This window comes from Paenibacillus sp. NPDC058898, from assembly GCF_049316025.1.
Taxonomy (GTDB): domain Bacteria; phylum Bacillota; class Bacilli; order Paenibacillales; family Paenibacillaceae; genus Paenibacillus_AQ.
Map to the genome: position 1 here is coordinate 59,242 of NZ_JBMOSM010000021.1, position 15,695 is coordinate 74,936.

Sequence of the window (15,695 nt, forward strand, 5' to 3'; positions counted from 1 at the left end):
GTGGCTAAAGAAGATGTCATTGAAGTCGAAGGAACGGTCATTGAGCCGTTGCCGAATGCTACCTTTAAAGTCGAGCTGGAGAATGGTCATCAGATTCTCGCTCATGTTTCCGGAAAGTTGCGGATGCACTTTATCCGTATCCTTACAGGAGACAAAGTGGTTGTACAACTCTCGCCGTATGATTTGACCAAAGGTCGTATCACGTACCGTAAATAGATTTAAGGTTCCCCTGGGGAATCAAGGAAAGCTGCGAAGCGGTTTTACTGACGTAAAACTCAGCAGCGGTAACAAACTACTTTAGTTTCGAAGCTGGTTTTACAACGTAAAACTTGGAGGAGGTAATTAGCATGAAGGTAAGACCTTCTGTAAAGCCTATTTGCGAAAAATGCAAAGTCATTCGCCGCAAAGGGAACGTAATGGTTATCTGTGAAAATCCGAAACACAAACAAAAACAAGGTTAAAGAAGGGGGTGTAGCGTAAAATGGCTCGTATAGCTGGTGTGGATTTACCACGTGACAAACGCGTTGAGATCGCCTTGACTTACATTTTCGGAATCGGTAAAACGACTTCCCAGAAAGTATTGAAAGAAACTGGAATCAATGCAGACACTCGTGTCCGTGATTTGACAGAAGATGAAGTCAGCAAATTGCGCGAAACGATCGACGGTATGGTTAAGGTAGAAGGTGACCTGCGTCGTGAAATTTCCTTAAATATTAAACGTCTCACGGAGATCGGCTGCTACCGCGGTATTCGTCACCGTCGTGGATTGCCTGTTCGTGGTCAACGTACTAAAACGAATGCTCGTACACGTAAAGGTCCTCGTCGTACCGTAGCGAACAAGAAGAAATAAGAAAGGGGGATAATAGACAATGGCTAAACCAAAAAAAGTCGTACGTACTAAACGTCGTGACCGCAAAAATATTGAAAGTGGCGTGGCTCATATCCGCTCCACATTCAACAATACAATCGTAACGATTACGGATCCTCACGGAAACGCGATTTCTTGGGCAAGCTCCGGCGGCCTTGGATTTAAAGGTTCCCGTAAGTCGACCCCGTTCGCTGCGCAAATGGCTGCTGAATCAGCTGCCAAAGCGGCTATGGAACACGGTATGAAAGCGGTGGAAGTAATGGTTAAAGGTCCTGGTGCTGGTCGTGAAGCAGCAATTCGTTCTCTGCAAGCAGCAGGTCTCGAAGTAAACCTGATCAAAGACGTTACACCAATTCCACATAACGGATGCCGCCCACCAAAACGTCGTCGCGTATAATGAAGTCATCCTGTTAATGTGGTATAAATCCGTTGCAATCTGCTAATAATGGTTGTTTAGGCATACTACTACATGGATTACTGGATAAGATGACAGTTTCATATAGGAGCGACGTTTGAAGGAGGGGTACTTGCGTGATTGAAATCGAAAAGCCGAAAATTGAGACCGTTGATGTCAATGAAGATGGAACCTATGGGAAATTCGTAGTTGAGCCTCTGGAGAGAGGGTATGGCACGACGCTGGGGAACTCGCTTCGCCGCATCTTGTTATCCTCACTGCCGGGCGCAGCAGTCACATCGATTCAAATCGATGGCGTACTGCATGAATTTTCCACGATTCCGGGTGTCATGGAAGACGTGACCGAGGTCATCCTGAACCTGAAAGCTTTGTCTCTGAAAATTCATTCCGATGAAGAGAAAGTGTTCGAGATTGATGCGGAGGGTGAAGGGGTTGTTACTGCTGGTGACATCCGTGCGGATAGTGATGTGGAGATTCTGAATCCAGATCTTCATATTGCAACGCTCGGGCCTGGTGCAAGACTTCATATGCGTATTTTTGCCAGTCGCGGTCGTGGCTATGTCCAGGCGGATCGGAACAAACGCGATGACCAGCCTATCGGCGTCATTCCCGTCGATTCGATCTATACTCCGATTAGCCGTGTTAACTACGGCGTGGAAAATACGCGTGTTGGTCAAGTAACCAACTACGATAAACTGACGCTTGAAATTTGGACGGATGGCAGCATCCGCCCGGAAGAAGCTGTTAGTCTCGGCGCGAAAATCTTGACTGAGCATCTGTTCCTCTTCGTAGGTCTGACCGACGAAGCGAAGGATGCAGAGATCATGGTTGAGAAAGAAGAAGACAAGAAAGAAAAAGTACTTGAAATGACGATCGAAGAGCTGGATCTTTCCGTTCGTTCCTACAACTGCTTGAAACGTGCCGGCATTAATACGGTACAGGAGCTGACCACGAAAACCGAAGAGGATATGATGAAAGTTCGGAACCTCGGACGCAAATCCTTGGAGGAAGTTCAAGAGAAGCTTGAAGAGTTGGGCCTGGGACTTCGTACGGAAGAATAGCATAGATTCGGCTTAGCTTAGCAAAGGAGGGAAAAACACATGGCATACCAAAAGTTGGGCCGCGATTCCAGTGCGCGTAAAGCGTTGTTCCGTGACCTGGTAACCGACCTTTTCTTATATGAGCGCATTCAAACGACTGAAGCCAAGGCGAAAGAAGTTCGTTCGATCGCTGAGAAGTTGATCACAAAAGCAAAAAAAGGTGATCTTCACGCTCGTCGTCAAGTAGCTGCATTCGTGCGTCGTGAAACAGTAGACGGTGAACAAGATGCAATCCAAAAATTGTTCTCCGAAATCGCTCCTCGTTACTCCGAGCGTCCAGGCGGATACACTCGTATCCTGAAACTGGGTCCTCGTCGTGGTGACGCAGCTCCAATGGTTTACTTGGAACTGGTAGATCGCGCGTAAATTAGCTTTGTTCCATTGAAGTGACTGTAGTTATGTATGCCCGGCTCTGTAGATGTTTATTCTTGGAGCCATGAACGGGAAGTGGTACGAGATATAGTCGATCATCTGGTTCGACTCGTCTCGACTACTCCATGGGCAATAATAACGGGGACCTTCTAGTCATGTGGCTGACTCGAAGGGTTTGGCTTAACATGATGAAAAGGAGCTCCTATGGGGCTCTTTTTTGATGGATATAGAATTATAAGTTATCAGTAAAATCCCCGATAGAGGTTTTCTTAAGATATCAGAAAGTATAAACTTCGAAGCTTGTGACTTCCTGATATCGCAAGAAAAACTTCCGCTAAATGCGGTCTGTCATCTGTGAAAGTACGTCGATAGAAGTTTTTCTTATAATGTGTACAGGCTTTCGTTGGCGCAGTGTTTTTCGATGAAAGCACTCAGGAGGTCAGCAATGCGTAATCTTCTGATGAAGGTCAGTTACGACGGTACCGATTATAACGGCTTTCAGACCCAGCCCGGTGGCCACACGATTCAGGATTATTTGGAGGAAGCGATCCGCCGTTTGTCTGGTGAACAGCTCAAGATTACGGCTTCTGGCCGGACAGATGCTGGGGTGCATGCTCGTGCCCAAGTATTCAATTTCTACACTGCTTCTCCAATTCCCGTAGAGCGTTGGTGTATGGCATTAAACACCTGGCTGCCGGAAGATATCGTGGTTTCGGATGCGATGGAGGTACCCATGGAATTCCATTCCCGCCACGCAGCGAAACGCAAAACCTATCGTTTTACCATCAATGCAAACCAATATCCGGATCTATTCAACCGGCGGTACCAGATCCACCATCATGGGAAACTGGATATCGCAGCGATGGAGCAGGGACTTTCTCATCTGATCGGAACGCATGACTATACAACGTTTGCGTCACGGAAGTCGACGAAGCCGTCCCACGTTCGTACTATTTTTGATGCTTGGATCGAGAAGGACACGTCCATGTGCCGTCCGGGTACGAGAGATCAAGGAGTCATTCATACGTACGTATCAGGGAACGGATTTCTGCAGCATATGGTTCGGATCATTATGGGGACGTTGATTGAGGTAGGGGAAGGCAAGCGCTATCCGGATGACATGTTGGTCATACTGGAAGCCAAAAACCGGGCAGCAGCCGGTCCAACAGCCATGGGCAAGGGCCTGATGTTATGGGAAGTGGAGTATGATATCACCGGAAACGATTAATCTCAATGACCGTTGATATCAGACCACGGAAAGGGCTATCACAACAAAAAGAAGAAATTGCTTATGGCTGTGATAGGCGGCTTGTTTGAATAACACGCATGGTGTAAGGTGGAAAACCAAAAAACACTTGCGGATGTGGGCGTAATCCTGTATTATATAAGTTGTGTTTTCTTAACGGCTCTCCCACAGCCCCGGTTAAGAAAATGCCGAATGCAAGACTGCAATAACATGACAATGCTTTAAACATGAACGAAGATAAATAATGAAAATTAATGATGATTTTCGGACGAATACAAGGAGGAACTATACATGCGTACCACCTATATGGCGAAGCCAAATGAAGTTGAGCGCAAATGGTACATCGTTGATGCCGAAGGCAAGACGCTTGGCCGTTTGGCAAGTGAAGTTGCGGCTCTGATCCGCGGCAAACATAAGCCTCAATTCACTCCACATGTTGACACAGGGGATTTCGTGGTTGTTATCAACTCCGAGAAAATCCACCTCACTGGCAAAAAGATGGAGAACAAAAAATACTATCGTCACTCCATGCATCCAGGTGGATTGAAAGTAACTACAGCTCAAGACCTGATTGCGAAATTCCCAGAGCGTGTAATCGAAAGCGCGGTTCACGGCATGCTTCCTAAAACTCGCATGGGCGAGAAAATGAAGCTGAGACTGAAAGCATATGCAGGCACAGCACATCCACATGAAGCACAAAAACCAGAAGTTTACGAACTTCGCGGTTAATTAAAAAGGAGGACAGTTTCATGGCACAAGTACAATACTATGGGACAGGTCGTCGTAAACACTCGGTAGCACGTGTACGCCTCGTACCGGGTGAAGGACGCATTGTCATCAATAAACGTGATATTAATGAATATTTCGGTTTGGAAACACTCAAACTGATCGTTAAACAACCTTTGAATCTGACAGAAACATTGGGCAAATATGACGTGCTTGTCATCGCTCACGGTGGCGGTATCTCCGGTCAAGCTGGAGCAATCCGTCACGGTATCTCCCGTGCTCTTCTGAAAGCAGATCCAGAATTCCGTCCTTCTCTGAAAAGAGCTGGATTCCTGACTCGTGACCCACGTATGAAAGAACGTAAAAAATACGGTCTTAAAGCGGCTCGTCGCGCTCCTCAGTTCTCCAAACGTTAATATTTACGATTTACCAAGCCCTTGGCCATTACGGTCAAGGGCTTTTTTATGCTATCTGAACGTAGTTTGTCCACAAAGATATGCACATCATTGACAACACATGTGGAATTCGGTCGCCACAATTGAACAGGTTGTGCACACCATGTGCACAACCTGCGGATAGAAGGATGAACATATGGATGAACTTACATCGTTAACCACTTGACTTCATATGTAAATAGAGATATATTATTAATTGCGAATTAATTAACAACTTAAATAATTAATATTTAAACATTAATTAAATAAGTAATTTTCGGAGCACAGAAGCAGAGAAGGGGGGATATGGTTGGATCGCAATGAAGAGATTTTCAAGGTGTCGTCGATGTTCCGGGCACTGCTGAAGAACATTTCTCAAGAGTGGAACAAGTCGAGTGCCGGGAAATACAATTTAAGCTTTCCTCAATTTCAGGTGCTGTATGTATTAAAGCTGAGGGGGCCTCTGAAGGTATCGGAGCTTGCCGAAGCTTTGTCTTTGACACCGCCGGCTATAACCGGCCTAACAGACAAATTGGTTGCGGAAGGATACTTACAGAAAGAGCGTGCTGAGGATGACCGGAGAGTTGTCAACATTACACTCTTGGAACCGGGTCTGGATGTAATTAGGAAAGTGAAGAAGGATCAGAAGGAAATGATTCAGGGTTTTTTTAATTTCCTCGCTGAGGAAGACATTCGGCATTTGAGAAGAATCTTCTCCTTGATGCTGTCAAACCTAGATAAAGACAATCATAACAAAGGGTAGAGGTGGAGCATATAGCATGGAGCATTTAACGCTTAAACGTAAAGTTTCAATTATGATAGCAATCATGGCTGCGATGTTCTTCGCAGCCATTAACCAGACGATAACGAGCACCGCAATGCCGCGGATTATCGCCATTCTGGATGGCATGGATTATTACACATGGACCATCAATATTTATTTGTTAACATCAACGATCGCAACCATACTGGTAGGTAAGCTGTCCGACATGTTCGGACGTAAGCCGTTTATTTTGATAGGTATATTATTTTTCATGTTAGGGGCTTTCCTAACGGGTACATCAACAGACGTGTACCAATTCATTATTTATCGTGGTATTCAAGGTATAGGTGCCGGTATTATTCAGTCAACCGCATTTATGTCGGTCGGTGACTTATTCCCACCGCGGGAACGTGGCAAGTGGATGGGGCTGATGACAGCGGTATTCGGTTTCTCCAGTGTCCTTGGTCCTACGCTAGGCGGATACTTGGTTGATAACATCGAATGGCGTTGGTTATTCTGGATCTTCCTGCCGCTGGGTGTAGTAGCCTTTATCATGATCTGGACGTTATTTCCCAAGGTCGAGCGCAAACATGGTCAGTCTATTGACTATCTGGGTTCCCTGTTCCTTACAACGTCTATCGTTCCTTTACTGCTTGCCTTCTCTTGGGCAGGTACGGAATATCCTTGGGGATCACCGCAAATTATCGGTCTCATAGCGGCTTCGGTCGTATCAGCCCTCATCTTTATCCTTGTTGAGATGAAAGCGAAGGAACCGGTACTGCCGCTTAGTTTGTTCAAAAATAGTGTCGTTACGGTTTCCAATCTGATTGGATTTTTTATGAACTTCGGTCTGATGGGCGCCATGATTTATATTTCCTTCTACGTTCAAGGCGTACTTGGTATCTCACCAACCTATGCGGGATATGTAACCATACCTATGTCGATTTTCATGATGGGTACGAGTGCCGTAGCAGGTCAGCTTATTGCTAAGAGTGGTAAGTATAAACGTTACGCACTTCTTGGAGTTCCAATTATGATGGTCGGCATGGGAATTATGGTGTTCATGGACAACATCTGGCTCACTGTGGTTAGTACCATTATTTTCGGTATCGGTCTTGGTTTGGGTATGCCGGTATTCTCACTGGCTACGCAGAATGCGGTACCCCACAAAGAGCTTGGTGTAGCAACGGCATCATCTCAATTGTTCCGTAATCTTGGCGGTACAATCGGGATCGCGGTTATGGGTACGGTTATGTCGAATAACCTGACGAAGAACCTGAAGGAATCTCTTCAGTCGGCTAATGCACCGGATTTTAGCGCTGTGGATCCGCAGCTAGCCCAGAAGATGCTCTCCTTCGCTAATCCACAGACACTGATGAATAAACCGCTGATCGAGCAGACGCAGGCAAGTCTTCCTGCTGATGTACAGCCTTTATTCGAGCAAATGATCGACAGTATCCGCGATGCACTTGGAAATACATTATCGATGGTGTTTCTCACAGGCACGTTAGTGCTCGTCGTTGCATTGCTGCTCGTATTCTTTTTGAAGGAGATTCCGCTGCGGACGTCGAATCAGACACCTGCTCCCAAACCCGAGGATTCGGAAGGGAAAAGTGCCGGAGCTGCTACTAAAGTTAAAGAGGTATCGGTGGCAACAACAGACTAAGATTGGTATTTGTCAAAATGTTTGGAAATCGAAGAGACAGAAGACCCTTTCTGCTTATGCAGGAAGGGTTTTTTCGTTTTTCATGGTATCGATTTGATGGTTGACATTTATTAGGAATGTTTTATACTGTATTTAATTCATATTATTTCAGTAGGATTATCGGGATTAATATCGGGGGAGGCATCAATCATGAATTTGCTGGAGAAAGAGGATTTGATCGGAGTGCAAGCAGAAGAGCTTGAGCATGCATCAGCTGAGGAAGTCATCGCATTTGCGATCAAGACATTTCCCAATATAACGTTTGCTTGCAGCTTTGGAGCAGAAGATGTGGTATTGGTGGATATGATTCAAAAGATTAGCCCGTCGACGGATATTTTTTATCTAGATACCGATTTTCATTTCAAAGAAACATACGAAACGCGGGACCGTATGGCCGAACGTTACGGCCTGGAATTTGTGCGGGTCTCTCCGCTCATTACGCCGGAAGAGCAAGCGGCTCAGCATGGTGAAGCATTATGGAGCGTCAACCCGACTGAGTGCTGCAACATCCGAAAGGTAGAACCATTGACTCGGATTCTGTCTCAATATGAGGCTTGGATTACAGGGATACGAAGAGATCAAGCGCCTACCCGAGCTAACTCGAAGAAGATTGAGTACGATACCAAGTTCGGGTTGGTGAAGTTCAATCCGATCGCAGGCTGGACTAGCGAGGATGTGTGGAACTACATCCGAGCTAACGATATCATCTACAACCCGCTGCATGATCAGAATTATCCGAGTATTGGCTGCGAATATTGCACACGACAGGTGATGCCAGGAGAAGATCCACGTGCTGGACGCTGGTCAGGCCATGAGAAGACGGAATGCGGACTTCATAAATAAACCAATCATGATTGACTTAGGATCGTACAGTTACAGCATAAGAAGGAGGAATTATTCATGACAGCCATACTCCCTCATGGCGGCACGCTGGTACAGCGGGTAGCCCAAGGAGCAGAGCGTGAAGATTTGTTGAAACAGGTCGACACTCTTCATAAGATCCCTGTAAACGCTTGGAGCATCTCGGACCTGGATTTGATCGGGGTCGGGGCATTTTCGCCATTGCAAGGATTTCTGAACGAGCAGGATTACAAGTCTGTGGTTTCCTCTATGCGTTTATCGGACGGTACGGTCTGGAGCATACCGGTTACATTGGCTGTTGATGAGTTTACAGCGGCTAAACTTGTCGTCGGCGAGAAGGCGGCACTTGTAGGCGAAGAAGATGGTATCGTCTATGGCGTTATCGATGTAGAGAGCGTCTACCAGGTGGATCAGCAAGTCGAGGCTGTTCAAGTATTTAAGACGGATGATCCGGAGCATCCAGGCGTGAAGAAGCTTTTTGAACGTCCTTCGACCTATGTAGGCGGGCCGATCCAAGTACTGAATCGTCCACAGCCGGAACGGTTTGGCGAGTTTTATTTTGATCCGGCAGAGACCCGCGAACAGTTCAAAGCCAAGGGCTGGAATACGGTTGTAGGCTTTCAGACACGTAATCCGGTTCACCGTGCACATGAATATATTCAGAAGAGTGCAATGGAAATCGTAGATGCACTGTTCCTCAATCCGCTTGTAGGAGAGACCAAATCGGATGACGTTCCTGCCAATGTGCGAATGAAGAGCTATCTGACCTTGTTGGAGAACTACTATCCCGCCGATCGCACCTTCCTGGGCGTATTTCCGGCTGCCATGCGTTACGCGGGTCCTAGGGAAGCCATATTCCATGCCATGGTTCGTAAAAACTATGGATGCACCCATTTTATCGTGGGCCGGGATCACGCAGGAGTCGGTGACTACTACGGCACCTATGAGGCACAGGAAATTTTTAAAAATTTCACTGCAGAAGAGTTGGGTATTACCCCGCTGTTCTTCGAGCACAGCTTCTTCTGCACCACTTGTGGAAACATGGCCTCAAGCAAAACATGCCCGCATCCTAAGGAAGATCATTTGACTTTATCCGGTACGAAGGTCCGTGGCTTGCTTCGCGAAGGGCAGTGTCCGCCGCCGGAATTTACGCGCCCGGAAGTCGCGCAAGTACTGATCGAAGGGATGAAAGAGCAGATTACGGTATAACCAAGGCATAATTAGCCACCTTGTCCCATATGATGGAGTAGAACAACTCATGGGACGAGGTGGTTTTGTTATGTCCAGGCGGAGAACGGATAAGGTTACGTTGTGGATATCGTTGAAGAGAATTAAGCAGACCCTGATTGGAGCTGTGCTTCTGGCACTGCTCATTATCGTTGTGACATACGAAATCCCCTCTGCCAAAACGTCGAATACCTGGAGTTTACCGCTTGCCGGTAAAGTCATTGCCCTTGATGCAGGACATGGCGGGCCAGATGGCGGGGCGGTAAGCCGACAAGGTGTTATAGAGAAGGATGTAAACCTGGCCATCACCTTGTATTTGCGTGATTATTTGCAGCAGGCAGGTGCGCTCGTCATTATGACAAGAGAAGGAGACTACGACCTGGCTGCAGAAAGCACAAAGGGGTATTCCAAGCGGAAAACGGAAGACCTCAAACAACGTGTGCGGATGATCGAGGATAGTAAAGCGGATCTGTTTATCAGCATGCATCTGAACAGTATTCCATCTAATCGATGGAGAGGGGCGCAGACCTTTTTTCCTCCGAATAAGGGAGAGAGTAAAAAACTCGCCGAATTGATTCAGGCTGAAATCAGACATAACCTGGAGAATACGCAGCGTCTGGCCAAAACGGATGACAAAATATTTTTGCTTCAAGCCCTACGCATGCCATCTGCACTGGTAGAGGTCGGTTTCTTGTCCCATCCCGAGGAATCCGAATTGCTGCGTGATGAGAAGTATCAAAGAAAGGTCGCAGCTTCCGTATATAATGGCATTTTGCGGTATACCTCCGGAGAGTCCGCCAGCGAGTCGTCACAAGCTGCAGAGTAATGGTATAATGGACAGGAAATATCGAAACATTGTCTATTCCATTACATAGAGCAGAGGTGCTTATATGCTGACTAGAGAAACGGTACAGGAGATACTCCAGCCTTTACGCGATCCCGAAACCGGGAAGAGCCTGATGGAGCTCCAGCGTATTAGAGATATTGTTGTAAAGGAACGCACGGTCCGATTATCCGTGACGTACAGTAGTGAAGATGTACGCGCTTCCCTGGAAGCGCAGATCAGAGAAATTCTTGAAGCTATGGGGGCAGAGGATATCCATATCCGCATGCGTCCTCTAGACAATGCTATTAGCGGAGCAGCCCAGGAGGAAGCTAACGATCGCGAGAAGCTGACAAAAGGGCATGCTGCCGGCATGGAGCAGAATACGCTTCTTAGCGAGCAGTCCGGCGTTCATTTCATTGCGATTGCAAGTGGCAAAGGCGGCGTCGGTAAATCCACTGTTACAGTGAATCTAGCTGCAGCTTTGGCACGCCAAGGCAAGAAGGTCGGTTTGATTGACGCGGATATTTACGGCTTCAGCGTACCGGACATGATGGGCATTGAAGAGGGGCCATCCGTAACCGAAGAGGGCGTCATCCATCCGGTTGAGCGTTTTGGTGTCAAGGTAATGTCCATGGGCTTCTTCATCCGCGAGAATAGTCCGGTGATTTGGCGCGGACCGATGCTTGGCAAAATGCTGCGTCAATTCTTCACGGATGTCGCTTGGGGGGATCTGGACTACATGCTGCTTGACCTCCCGCCAGGAACAGGGGATGTAGCTCTTGATGTGCATCAGATGATTCCCCAGAGTAAAGAGATCATTGTAACCACCCCGCATGCTACGGCGGCTTTTGTTGCTGCCAGAGCGGGTGCGATGGCCTTGCAGACCGATCATGAAATCTTGGGCGTCGTGGAGAATATGTCCTATTATGTCTGCTCCCATGGCGGGGAGAAGGATTATGTATTTGGTCGTGGAGGCGGAGGGAAGCTCGCCGAGACGCTTCATACCGAGCTCCTCGCGCAGCTTCCATTAGGAGCGCCGGATAACCACCCTTCAGAGCCGGATTTCTCCCCATCTGTGTATAAGGCAGGTACCGAGAGCGCAGGGATCTACGATGAGATAGTTGCAAGAATTGCAGCCAAGCTTGAGGAATCCGTTTAGACAAGGTCCTTATATCCATATTATGAAACAAGCTCCCTGTGTAGGGAGCTTGTTTTGTTTATGAAAAATGGCCTAACTGCCACTGCCTTCTTCACTACCGCCACCGCCACCGCCGTCGCCACCGCCACCGCCGTCGCCGCCACCGTCACCGCCACCGCTACCGCCTTGCTCTTCTTGCCCTTGTCCCTTGCCTTGTTTTTTCTTCTCCACTTTAGGCTGAAGTTCGTCTTTCACAACGGTTTTGAGCAGTTCCATTACCTCCATGCGGAACAGCGGGTTCTGCATAGCTTCCTGCATCACGGTCATGGACTGTTTGCGATAGTCCGGGGTTTTGGTCAATTCAAGAAACGATTTCATTACATCGGGAGATTTTAACATATCCTGAATCGATTTTTGATATGTCGGGTCCTTGATGAGCTGCATATGGAGCTGCTTGCTCTCAGAATTGATGGCTTTGGCAAAATCACCGGCGAATTTCGGATCGGTCATAATCTTCTCAATTTCTTTTTTATATTCCTCCGACACCAGTGTATCCTTAACAGCCACCCGAATTTGATCCCCTGATTGGGCGGACATCATCCGCATCCCCATCGAGCCGCCACCGCCGGAGGAACCGGATCCGCTGCTAATCGCTTCCTCTACCGCTTTTTTACCTTCGTCGGTTTTCAGAATGTCGACCACCATGGATTTGATTTCTTTATATCCGAGCTGCGGGGACGAGCTTTGTTCTGTACCACAAGCGGTAAGCATCACGGCAGCAACGAAGACGATAATACATAAACGAAATAACGGCCATTTCATTACCGTTGTCCTCCTTTTTTCAAAATCATTGAATTTATAAGTTTTCAGCGAAGCCGAACAAATTCGATAATCGTAAGAAAAACATCCTCTGCATGCGGGTTTGTCTTATGTGAAAGTACGCCGACAGATGTTTTTCTTACGTTTCTTCGCATAGTATGTGATGGATTTGCAGAAATATGTCGGATTCAGAATGGTTTTTTATTGTGAACGTTGGTAAAATAATGATCTGTGGGGGTGGAAGTTAGTTGAGCTTACGAAAGTGGTCTAAATTGTTTTTGAAAACGCTGCTCGTTGGGGCAGTGGCGGCATTAATCGTAGGTCTGATCCTGCAGTTGTTTAATGGCGCGATCGAATTCACGGGAATGGCCGATTTATTAATATACCCGCTGATTTTGTTGGGCTCTGGGGCACTGGTGAGCGTATATTCCCAGATGGGCTTTTTTGCATACCTGACTTTGAATTATATGGGGATAGGCATATTCCGCAGGAAGACTTGGCAATACATTCAGATTGTGTTGGCTGTTCTTGCCTTGCTGGAGCTGATGTTCTTCCGTACCTTTGTGGGCGGATCCACTAGCTTGCAGCAAGATTTGATTTTGGGTATTTCCATTTTGGTGATTGCCGTTGTTGTTGCTTATCTCAAAGTGAAGAGTACAAATGCTAATGCATGGATTCCAACCCTCTTCTTTATGATGGCGATTTCCATTGTGGAGATTATCGGTGTACTGCAAATTGGAGTCAGCAATGCCACAATCTTTATGGTGGTACCATTGCTGATCTGTAATGCATACCAAATTCTGACGCTTCATAAAGTTACACAAGACGAAAAAAAGAGCTAACACCTTAGCTCTTTTTTTGTTAAGCATTATTCAATTACAGGGCTCTAAAGTCCGCCGGCATCCTCGATGCTCTTTTGCAATGATGCGTGATCACGAACCTCAGTGCCTTGGGTGCTGCCCTGTTGAAGCAGATCGGTTACCGTAACGAATTCATACCCTTTATTACGAAGTTCCTTGATGATGAGAGGGAGTGCTTCATGGGTTTGTTTCACAGAGTCACTGGCGTGCATTAGCACGATGTCTCCCGGATGCGCTTTGGAGACGACGCGGTCCACAATTTTGTCGACGCCGATATTCTTCCAATCCCTGGAGTCGGTATCCCACTGGATCACCGTGTAGTTAAGGCTTTGGGCTATACCGAGCACTCTTTTGTCAAAATCCCCGTTAGGCATCCGTATTAATTTGGGTTCTTGTCCGGTCATTGCGGTTAAAATAGTATGTGCCGAAGAAATCTGCTTGCGTATTTCCTCATCGGTGAGTGTGCTGTAATTATCGTGCTTGAAGCCATGGCTCCCGATTTCATACCCGTTTTCTTTAATGGCATTCACAATATCGGGATGCGTTTTGCTCCATGGGGCAGACAGGAAGAAGGTTGCTTTTTGAACTCCATTGTCTTTTAAAGCCTGTAAAATAGGCTCTGCGCGTTTTTCGCCCCAGCTGATGTCAAACGTTAGCGCGATTTGTTTCTTGTCCGTAGACACGCTGTAAATCGCTGACGGGTTGTTCTCGGAGAAGACCGAGATGTTGTCACTCTCCACATAAATAACGCCGATTGCAAAGATCGCCGCGGCAAGGACAAAGAAAAACCGCTTAATCTTTCTGCCGTTGAATACATAAAAAGAATTCATAATACGTGCGCCCCTCTCCCTTCAGTGTGCAATAGCTTGTTTACTTTCAACATATGCTCGTACTTGCGAGTTATACCAATTTAGGAGGTTCTCGAATGTTACGTTTTAGCATTTTTCTCAGAGATTTAAGATCCATCCCGAAGGCATTGCTCTTGGCAACGGTCTTATTTATAGCCGGAATCGTGGCGGGAGCAAGCTCAGAGGGGTTCGAGCAATTCCTTCTAGGTCAGCTTCAAGGATTAGGGGAGATTAGCCAGCAGCTCAGTTCCTCCGATCATCCGGAATGGAGCTTCTTTGTCTTTATCTTTCTTAACAACAGCATTAAGAGTGTATTGGTCATGTTCTCAGGTTTGCTGCTTGGTGTGATACCGTTCTTATTCTTGATTACCAATGGTATGGTGATTGGTTTCTTAGTGAAAGTCGTGGGGGAGAGCGGAGAGAGTCTGTTTGATCTGATTGTGAAAGGGCTGCTGCCTCACGGGATCATCGAGATCCCGGTCATAGTGATTGCTTGCGGATATGGTCTTGCTTTTGGCGGGCTGGTATTGAGAAGTGTCACGGCGACGGGCGAGAGCAGAAGCGGGATAGGCGCGGAGTGGCGCGGCTTTTGGCGCAAGCTGGGTACTGCTTCCGTATGGGTTGTCGTGCTGCTGCTCGTCGCCGCAATGATCGAAAGTACAATTACGTTGTGGCTGATGTCATAATTTTCCCTGAAAATGTGCATACCTAATAAAGCAGCTTAGCAGAGTAAAGAGAGAGCTGCGTGGACAGGGCGTTCATCATAATGTGCAGACAGCATACATTCGGTTTAGAGATCCCGCCAATACGGTTAATCACCTTTACATAGGCAAAAGCAGCTTTAATCCGATTGAAGTGACGTTACATGTTCGCTTAACTATATAAGGAGGTCCTATCATGCTGGGAATGCTATTCAATGAAAAAGAGTGCAAAGAGCTTGATTATGTACTGCGAAAAGAACTGGATGAGATGCTGCTGGATTTGAGCGACCAACGATTGGACCAAAACATCAGGCAGGCTATAGCTAACCGATATAAAACAGTGTTTCGCATGTATGCCCGGTTTGCCCCGCAGAAAGAACTCTCCAAATATGCGCGTAACGGGAAGTTTCCGCAAATTAAACATTAATTTTGCGAAAAAGTGTTGACTAACCGGCTGAGTATATGGTAAATTAATTTTCGCTTCCTTTTCGAAGGTGATGCCGCCAACCGGCGGCCATCAAACTTCAAAACAAACTTCAAAAAACTTTTTTAAAAAAAGTGCTTGCAAAGTTGATAGGAAGTATGATATATTATAAAAGTCGCCGCTGAGATGCAAACGACGAACAAGAAACACAGATTGATCTTTGAAAACTGAACAACGAGTGAGTAAAACGAACCACTTAGGTGGAATGTTGAAATAGAGAATTGAACAAATTCTCGTCAGTTAAGAAATGAGCAAGTCAAACACTTTATTGGAGAGTTTGATCCTGGCTCAGGACGAACGCT

20 protein-coding genes are annotated in these 15,695 nt (G+C 46.7%); 18 read left to right on the forward strand and 2 right to left on the reverse strand.

Annotation, left to right across the window (positions count from 1 at the left end; genetic code table 11):
* The 15 genes from infA (at nucleotide 1) to ACOZB4_RS31600 (ending at nucleotide 11,702) form a co-directional block, all read left to right on the forward strand.
* Entirely contained in the window at nucleotides 1-216 is a 216-nt protein-coding gene (gene infA, locus ACOZB4_RS31530) for a translation initiation factor IF-1 (RefSeq protein WP_006212898.1), read from the forward strand.
* Nucleotides 217-347: 131 nt separating this feature from the next.
* Nucleotides 348-461: a 50S ribosomal protein L36 gene (gene rpmJ, locus ACOZB4_RS31535; protein ID WP_003333770.1), complete on the forward strand. Its 114-nt coding sequence runs from the start codon at nucleotides 348-350 to the stop codon at nucleotides 459-461.
* Between the two features lie 20 nt (nucleotides 462-481).
* Entirely contained in the window at nucleotides 482-850 is a 369-nt protein-coding gene (gene rpsM / locus ACOZB4_RS31540) for a 30S ribosomal protein S13 (RefSeq protein ID WP_006212897.1), read from the forward strand.
* Nucleotides 851-869: 19 nt separating this feature from the next.
* Nucleotides 870-1,265, forward strand: coding sequence for a 30S ribosomal protein S11 (gene rpsK, locus ACOZB4_RS31545; protein WP_006212896.1), 396 nt, complete (start codon nucleotides 870-872; stop codon nucleotides 1,263-1,265).
* Nucleotides 1,266-1,399: 134 nt separating this feature from the next.
* Nucleotides 1,400-2,344 carry a DNA-directed RNA polymerase subunit alpha gene (locus tag ACOZB4_RS31550; protein ID WP_071221012.1) on the forward strand — a complete coding sequence of 315 codons (945 nt, stop codon included), beginning with the start codon at nucleotides 1,400-1,402 and terminating at the stop codon, nucleotides 2,342-2,344.
* A gap of 39 nt (nucleotides 2,345-2,383) precedes the next feature.
* Complete coding sequence (rplQ, locus tag ACOZB4_RS31555; protein ID WP_071221011.1) at nucleotides 2,384-2,749, forward strand: 50S ribosomal protein L17; 366 nt, start codon at nucleotides 2,384-2,386, stop codon at nucleotides 2,747-2,749.
* Nucleotides 2,750-3,200: 451 nt separating this feature from the next.
* On the forward strand, nucleotides 3,201-3,983 hold the full coding sequence (gene truA / locus ACOZB4_RS31560; protein WP_379415298.1) for a tRNA pseudouridine(38-40) synthase TruA: 783 nt from the start codon (nucleotides 3,201-3,203) through the stop codon (nucleotides 3,981-3,983).
* A gap of 309 nt (nucleotides 3,984-4,292) precedes the next feature.
* Nucleotides 4,293-4,730 (forward strand): 50S ribosomal protein L13, encoded by a 438-nt coding sequence (rplM, locus tag ACOZB4_RS31565; RefSeq protein WP_076326214.1) that lies wholly within the window; start codon nucleotides 4,293-4,295, stop codon nucleotides 4,728-4,730.
* A 20-nt stretch (nucleotides 4,731-4,750) separates the two neighbouring features.
* Entirely contained in the window at nucleotides 4,751-5,143 is a 393-nt protein-coding gene (gene rpsI / locus ACOZB4_RS31570) for a 30S ribosomal protein S9 (protein WP_006212891.1), read from the forward strand.
* Nucleotides 5,144-5,471: 328 nt separating this feature from the next.
* Nucleotides 5,472-5,924, forward strand: coding sequence for a MarR family winged helix-turn-helix transcriptional regulator (locus ACOZB4_RS31575; protein ID WP_379415293.1), 453 nt, complete (start codon nucleotides 5,472-5,474; stop codon nucleotides 5,922-5,924).
* A 16-nt stretch (nucleotides 5,925-5,940) separates the two neighbouring features.
* Nucleotides 5,941-7,590, forward strand: coding sequence for an MDR family MFS transporter (locus ACOZB4_RS31580; RefSeq protein ID WP_379415291.1), 1,650 nt, complete (start codon nucleotides 5,941-5,943; stop codon nucleotides 7,588-7,590).
* 189 nt (nucleotides 7,591-7,779) lie between these two features.
* Nucleotides 7,780-8,472, forward strand: a complete 693-nt coding sequence (locus ACOZB4_RS31585) for a phosphoadenylyl-sulfate reductase (protein ID WP_379415288.1) — start codon at nucleotides 7,780-7,782, stop codon at nucleotides 8,470-8,472.
* Nucleotides 8,473-8,529: 57 nt separating this feature from the next.
* Nucleotides 8,530-9,699, forward strand: coding sequence for a sulfate adenylyltransferase (sat, locus tag ACOZB4_RS31590; protein ID WP_379415286.1), 1,170 nt, complete (start codon nucleotides 8,530-8,532; stop codon nucleotides 9,697-9,699).
* A gap of 70 nt (nucleotides 9,700-9,769) precedes the next feature.
* Nucleotides 9,770-10,543 (forward strand): N-acetylmuramoyl-L-alanine amidase CwlD, encoded by a 774-nt coding sequence (gene cwlD, locus ACOZB4_RS31595; RefSeq protein WP_379415284.1) that lies wholly within the window; start codon nucleotides 9,770-9,772, stop codon nucleotides 10,541-10,543.
* Between the two features lie 64 nt (nucleotides 10,544-10,607).
* Nucleotides 10,608-11,702, forward strand: a complete 1,095-nt coding sequence (locus ACOZB4_RS31600; RefSeq protein ID WP_379415282.1) for a P-loop NTPase — start codon at nucleotides 10,608-10,610, stop codon at nucleotides 11,700-11,702.
* A 72-nt stretch (nucleotides 11,703-11,774) separates the two neighbouring features.
* Here ACOZB4_RS31600 and gerD read toward each other — a convergent pair whose 3' ends face one another.
* Nucleotides 11,775-12,503, reverse strand: a complete 729-nt coding sequence (gene gerD, locus ACOZB4_RS31605; RefSeq protein WP_379415279.1) for a spore germination lipoprotein GerD — start codon at nucleotides 12,501-12,503, stop codon at nucleotides 11,775-11,777.
* Nucleotides 12,504-12,748: 245 nt separating this feature from the next.
* Between gerD and ACOZB4_RS31610 the strand changes: the two genes are divergently transcribed.
* The gene (locus tag ACOZB4_RS31610) at nucleotides 12,749-13,342 is read left to right on the forward strand and encodes a KinB-signaling pathway activation protein (protein ID WP_076326206.1); all 594 of its coding nucleotides are present in this window, start codon (nucleotides 12,749-12,751) and stop codon (nucleotides 13,340-13,342) included.
* Nucleotides 13,343-13,386: 44 nt separating this feature from the next.
* Here ACOZB4_RS31610 and pdaB read toward each other — a convergent pair whose 3' ends face one another.
* Nucleotides 13,387-14,190, reverse strand: coding sequence for a polysaccharide deacetylase family sporulation protein PdaB (gene pdaB / locus ACOZB4_RS31615; protein ID WP_076326205.1), 804 nt, complete (start codon nucleotides 14,188-14,190; stop codon nucleotides 13,387-13,389).
* Between the two features lie 95 nt (nucleotides 14,191-14,285).
* Between pdaB and ACOZB4_RS31620 the strand changes: the two genes are divergently transcribed.
* Together ACOZB4_RS31620 and ACOZB4_RS31625 are read left to right on the forward strand one after the other, a co-directional pair.
* Nucleotides 14,286-14,894 (forward strand): stage II sporulation protein M, encoded by a 609-nt coding sequence (locus ACOZB4_RS31620; RefSeq protein ID WP_379415274.1) that lies wholly within the window; start codon nucleotides 14,286-14,288, stop codon nucleotides 14,892-14,894.
* 211 nt (nucleotides 14,895-15,105) lie between these two features.
* A complete protein-coding gene (locus ACOZB4_RS31625; RefSeq protein ID WP_009592811.1) occupies nucleotides 15,106-15,336 on the forward strand; it encodes a hypothetical protein in 231 nt (76 codons plus the stop codon).
* Nucleotides 15,337-15,695 lie beyond the last annotated feature (359 nt).

What these genes read in the sequence shown, in the direction of transcription:
- rpsK (WP_006212896.1), top strand. Translation starts at nt 870, where the DNA reads ATGGCTAAACCAAAAAAAGTCGTACGTACTAAACGTCGTGACCGCAAA.
- rplQ (WP_071221011.1), top strand. Translation starts at nt 2,384, where the DNA reads ATGGCATACCAAAAGTTGGGCCGCGATTCCAGTGCGCGTAAAGCGTTG.
- pdaB (WP_076326205.1), bottom strand. Translation starts at nt 14,190, where the DNA reads ATGAATTCTTTTTATGTATTCAACGGCAGAAAGATTAAGCGGTTTTTC.
- gerD (WP_379415279.1), bottom strand. Translation starts at nt 12,503, where the DNA reads ATGAAATGGCCGTTATTTCGTTTATGTATTATCGTCTTCGTTGCTGCC.
- ACOZB4_RS31620 (WP_379415274.1), top strand. Translation starts at nt 14,286, where the DNA reads ATGTTACGTTTTAGCATTTTTCTCAGAGATTTAAGATCCATCCCGAAG.
- sat (WP_379415286.1), top strand. Translation starts at nt 8,530, where the DNA reads ATGACAGCCATACTCCCTCATGGCGGCACGCTGGTACAGCGGGTAGCC.
- ACOZB4_RS31585 (WP_379415288.1), top strand. Translation starts at nt 7,780, where the DNA reads ATGAATTTGCTGGAGAAAGAGGATTTGATCGGAGTGCAAGCAGAAGAG.
- cwlD (WP_379415284.1), top strand. Translation starts at nt 9,770, where the DNA reads ATGTCCAGGCGGAGAACGGATAAGGTTACGTTGTGGATATCGTTGAAG.
- truA (WP_379415298.1), top strand. Translation starts at nt 3,201, where the DNA reads ATGCGTAATCTTCTGATGAAGGTCAGTTACGACGGTACCGATTATAAC.
- ACOZB4_RS31580 (WP_379415291.1), top strand. Translation starts at nt 5,941, where the DNA reads ATGGAGCATTTAACGCTTAAACGTAAAGTTTCAATTATGATAGCAATC.
- ACOZB4_RS31600 (WP_379415282.1), top strand. Translation starts at nt 10,608, where the DNA reads ATGCTGACTAGAGAAACGGTACAGGAGATACTCCAGCCTTTACGCGAT.
- rplM (WP_076326214.1), top strand. Translation starts at nt 4,293, where the DNA reads ATGCGTACCACCTATATGGCGAAGCCAAATGAAGTTGAGCGCAAATGG.
- rpsM (WP_006212897.1), top strand. Translation starts at nt 482, where the DNA reads ATGGCTCGTATAGCTGGTGTGGATTTACCACGTGACAAACGCGTTGAG.
- rpsI (WP_006212891.1), top strand. Translation starts at nt 4,751, where the DNA reads ATGGCACAAGTACAATACTATGGGACAGGTCGTCGTAAACACTCGGTA.
- rpmJ (WP_003333770.1), top strand. Translation starts at nt 348, where the DNA reads ATGAAGGTAAGACCTTCTGTAAAGCCTATTTGCGAAAAATGCAAAGTC.
- ACOZB4_RS31625 (WP_009592811.1), top strand. Translation starts at nt 15,106, where the DNA reads ATGCTGGGAATGCTATTCAATGAAAAAGAGTGCAAAGAGCTTGATTAT.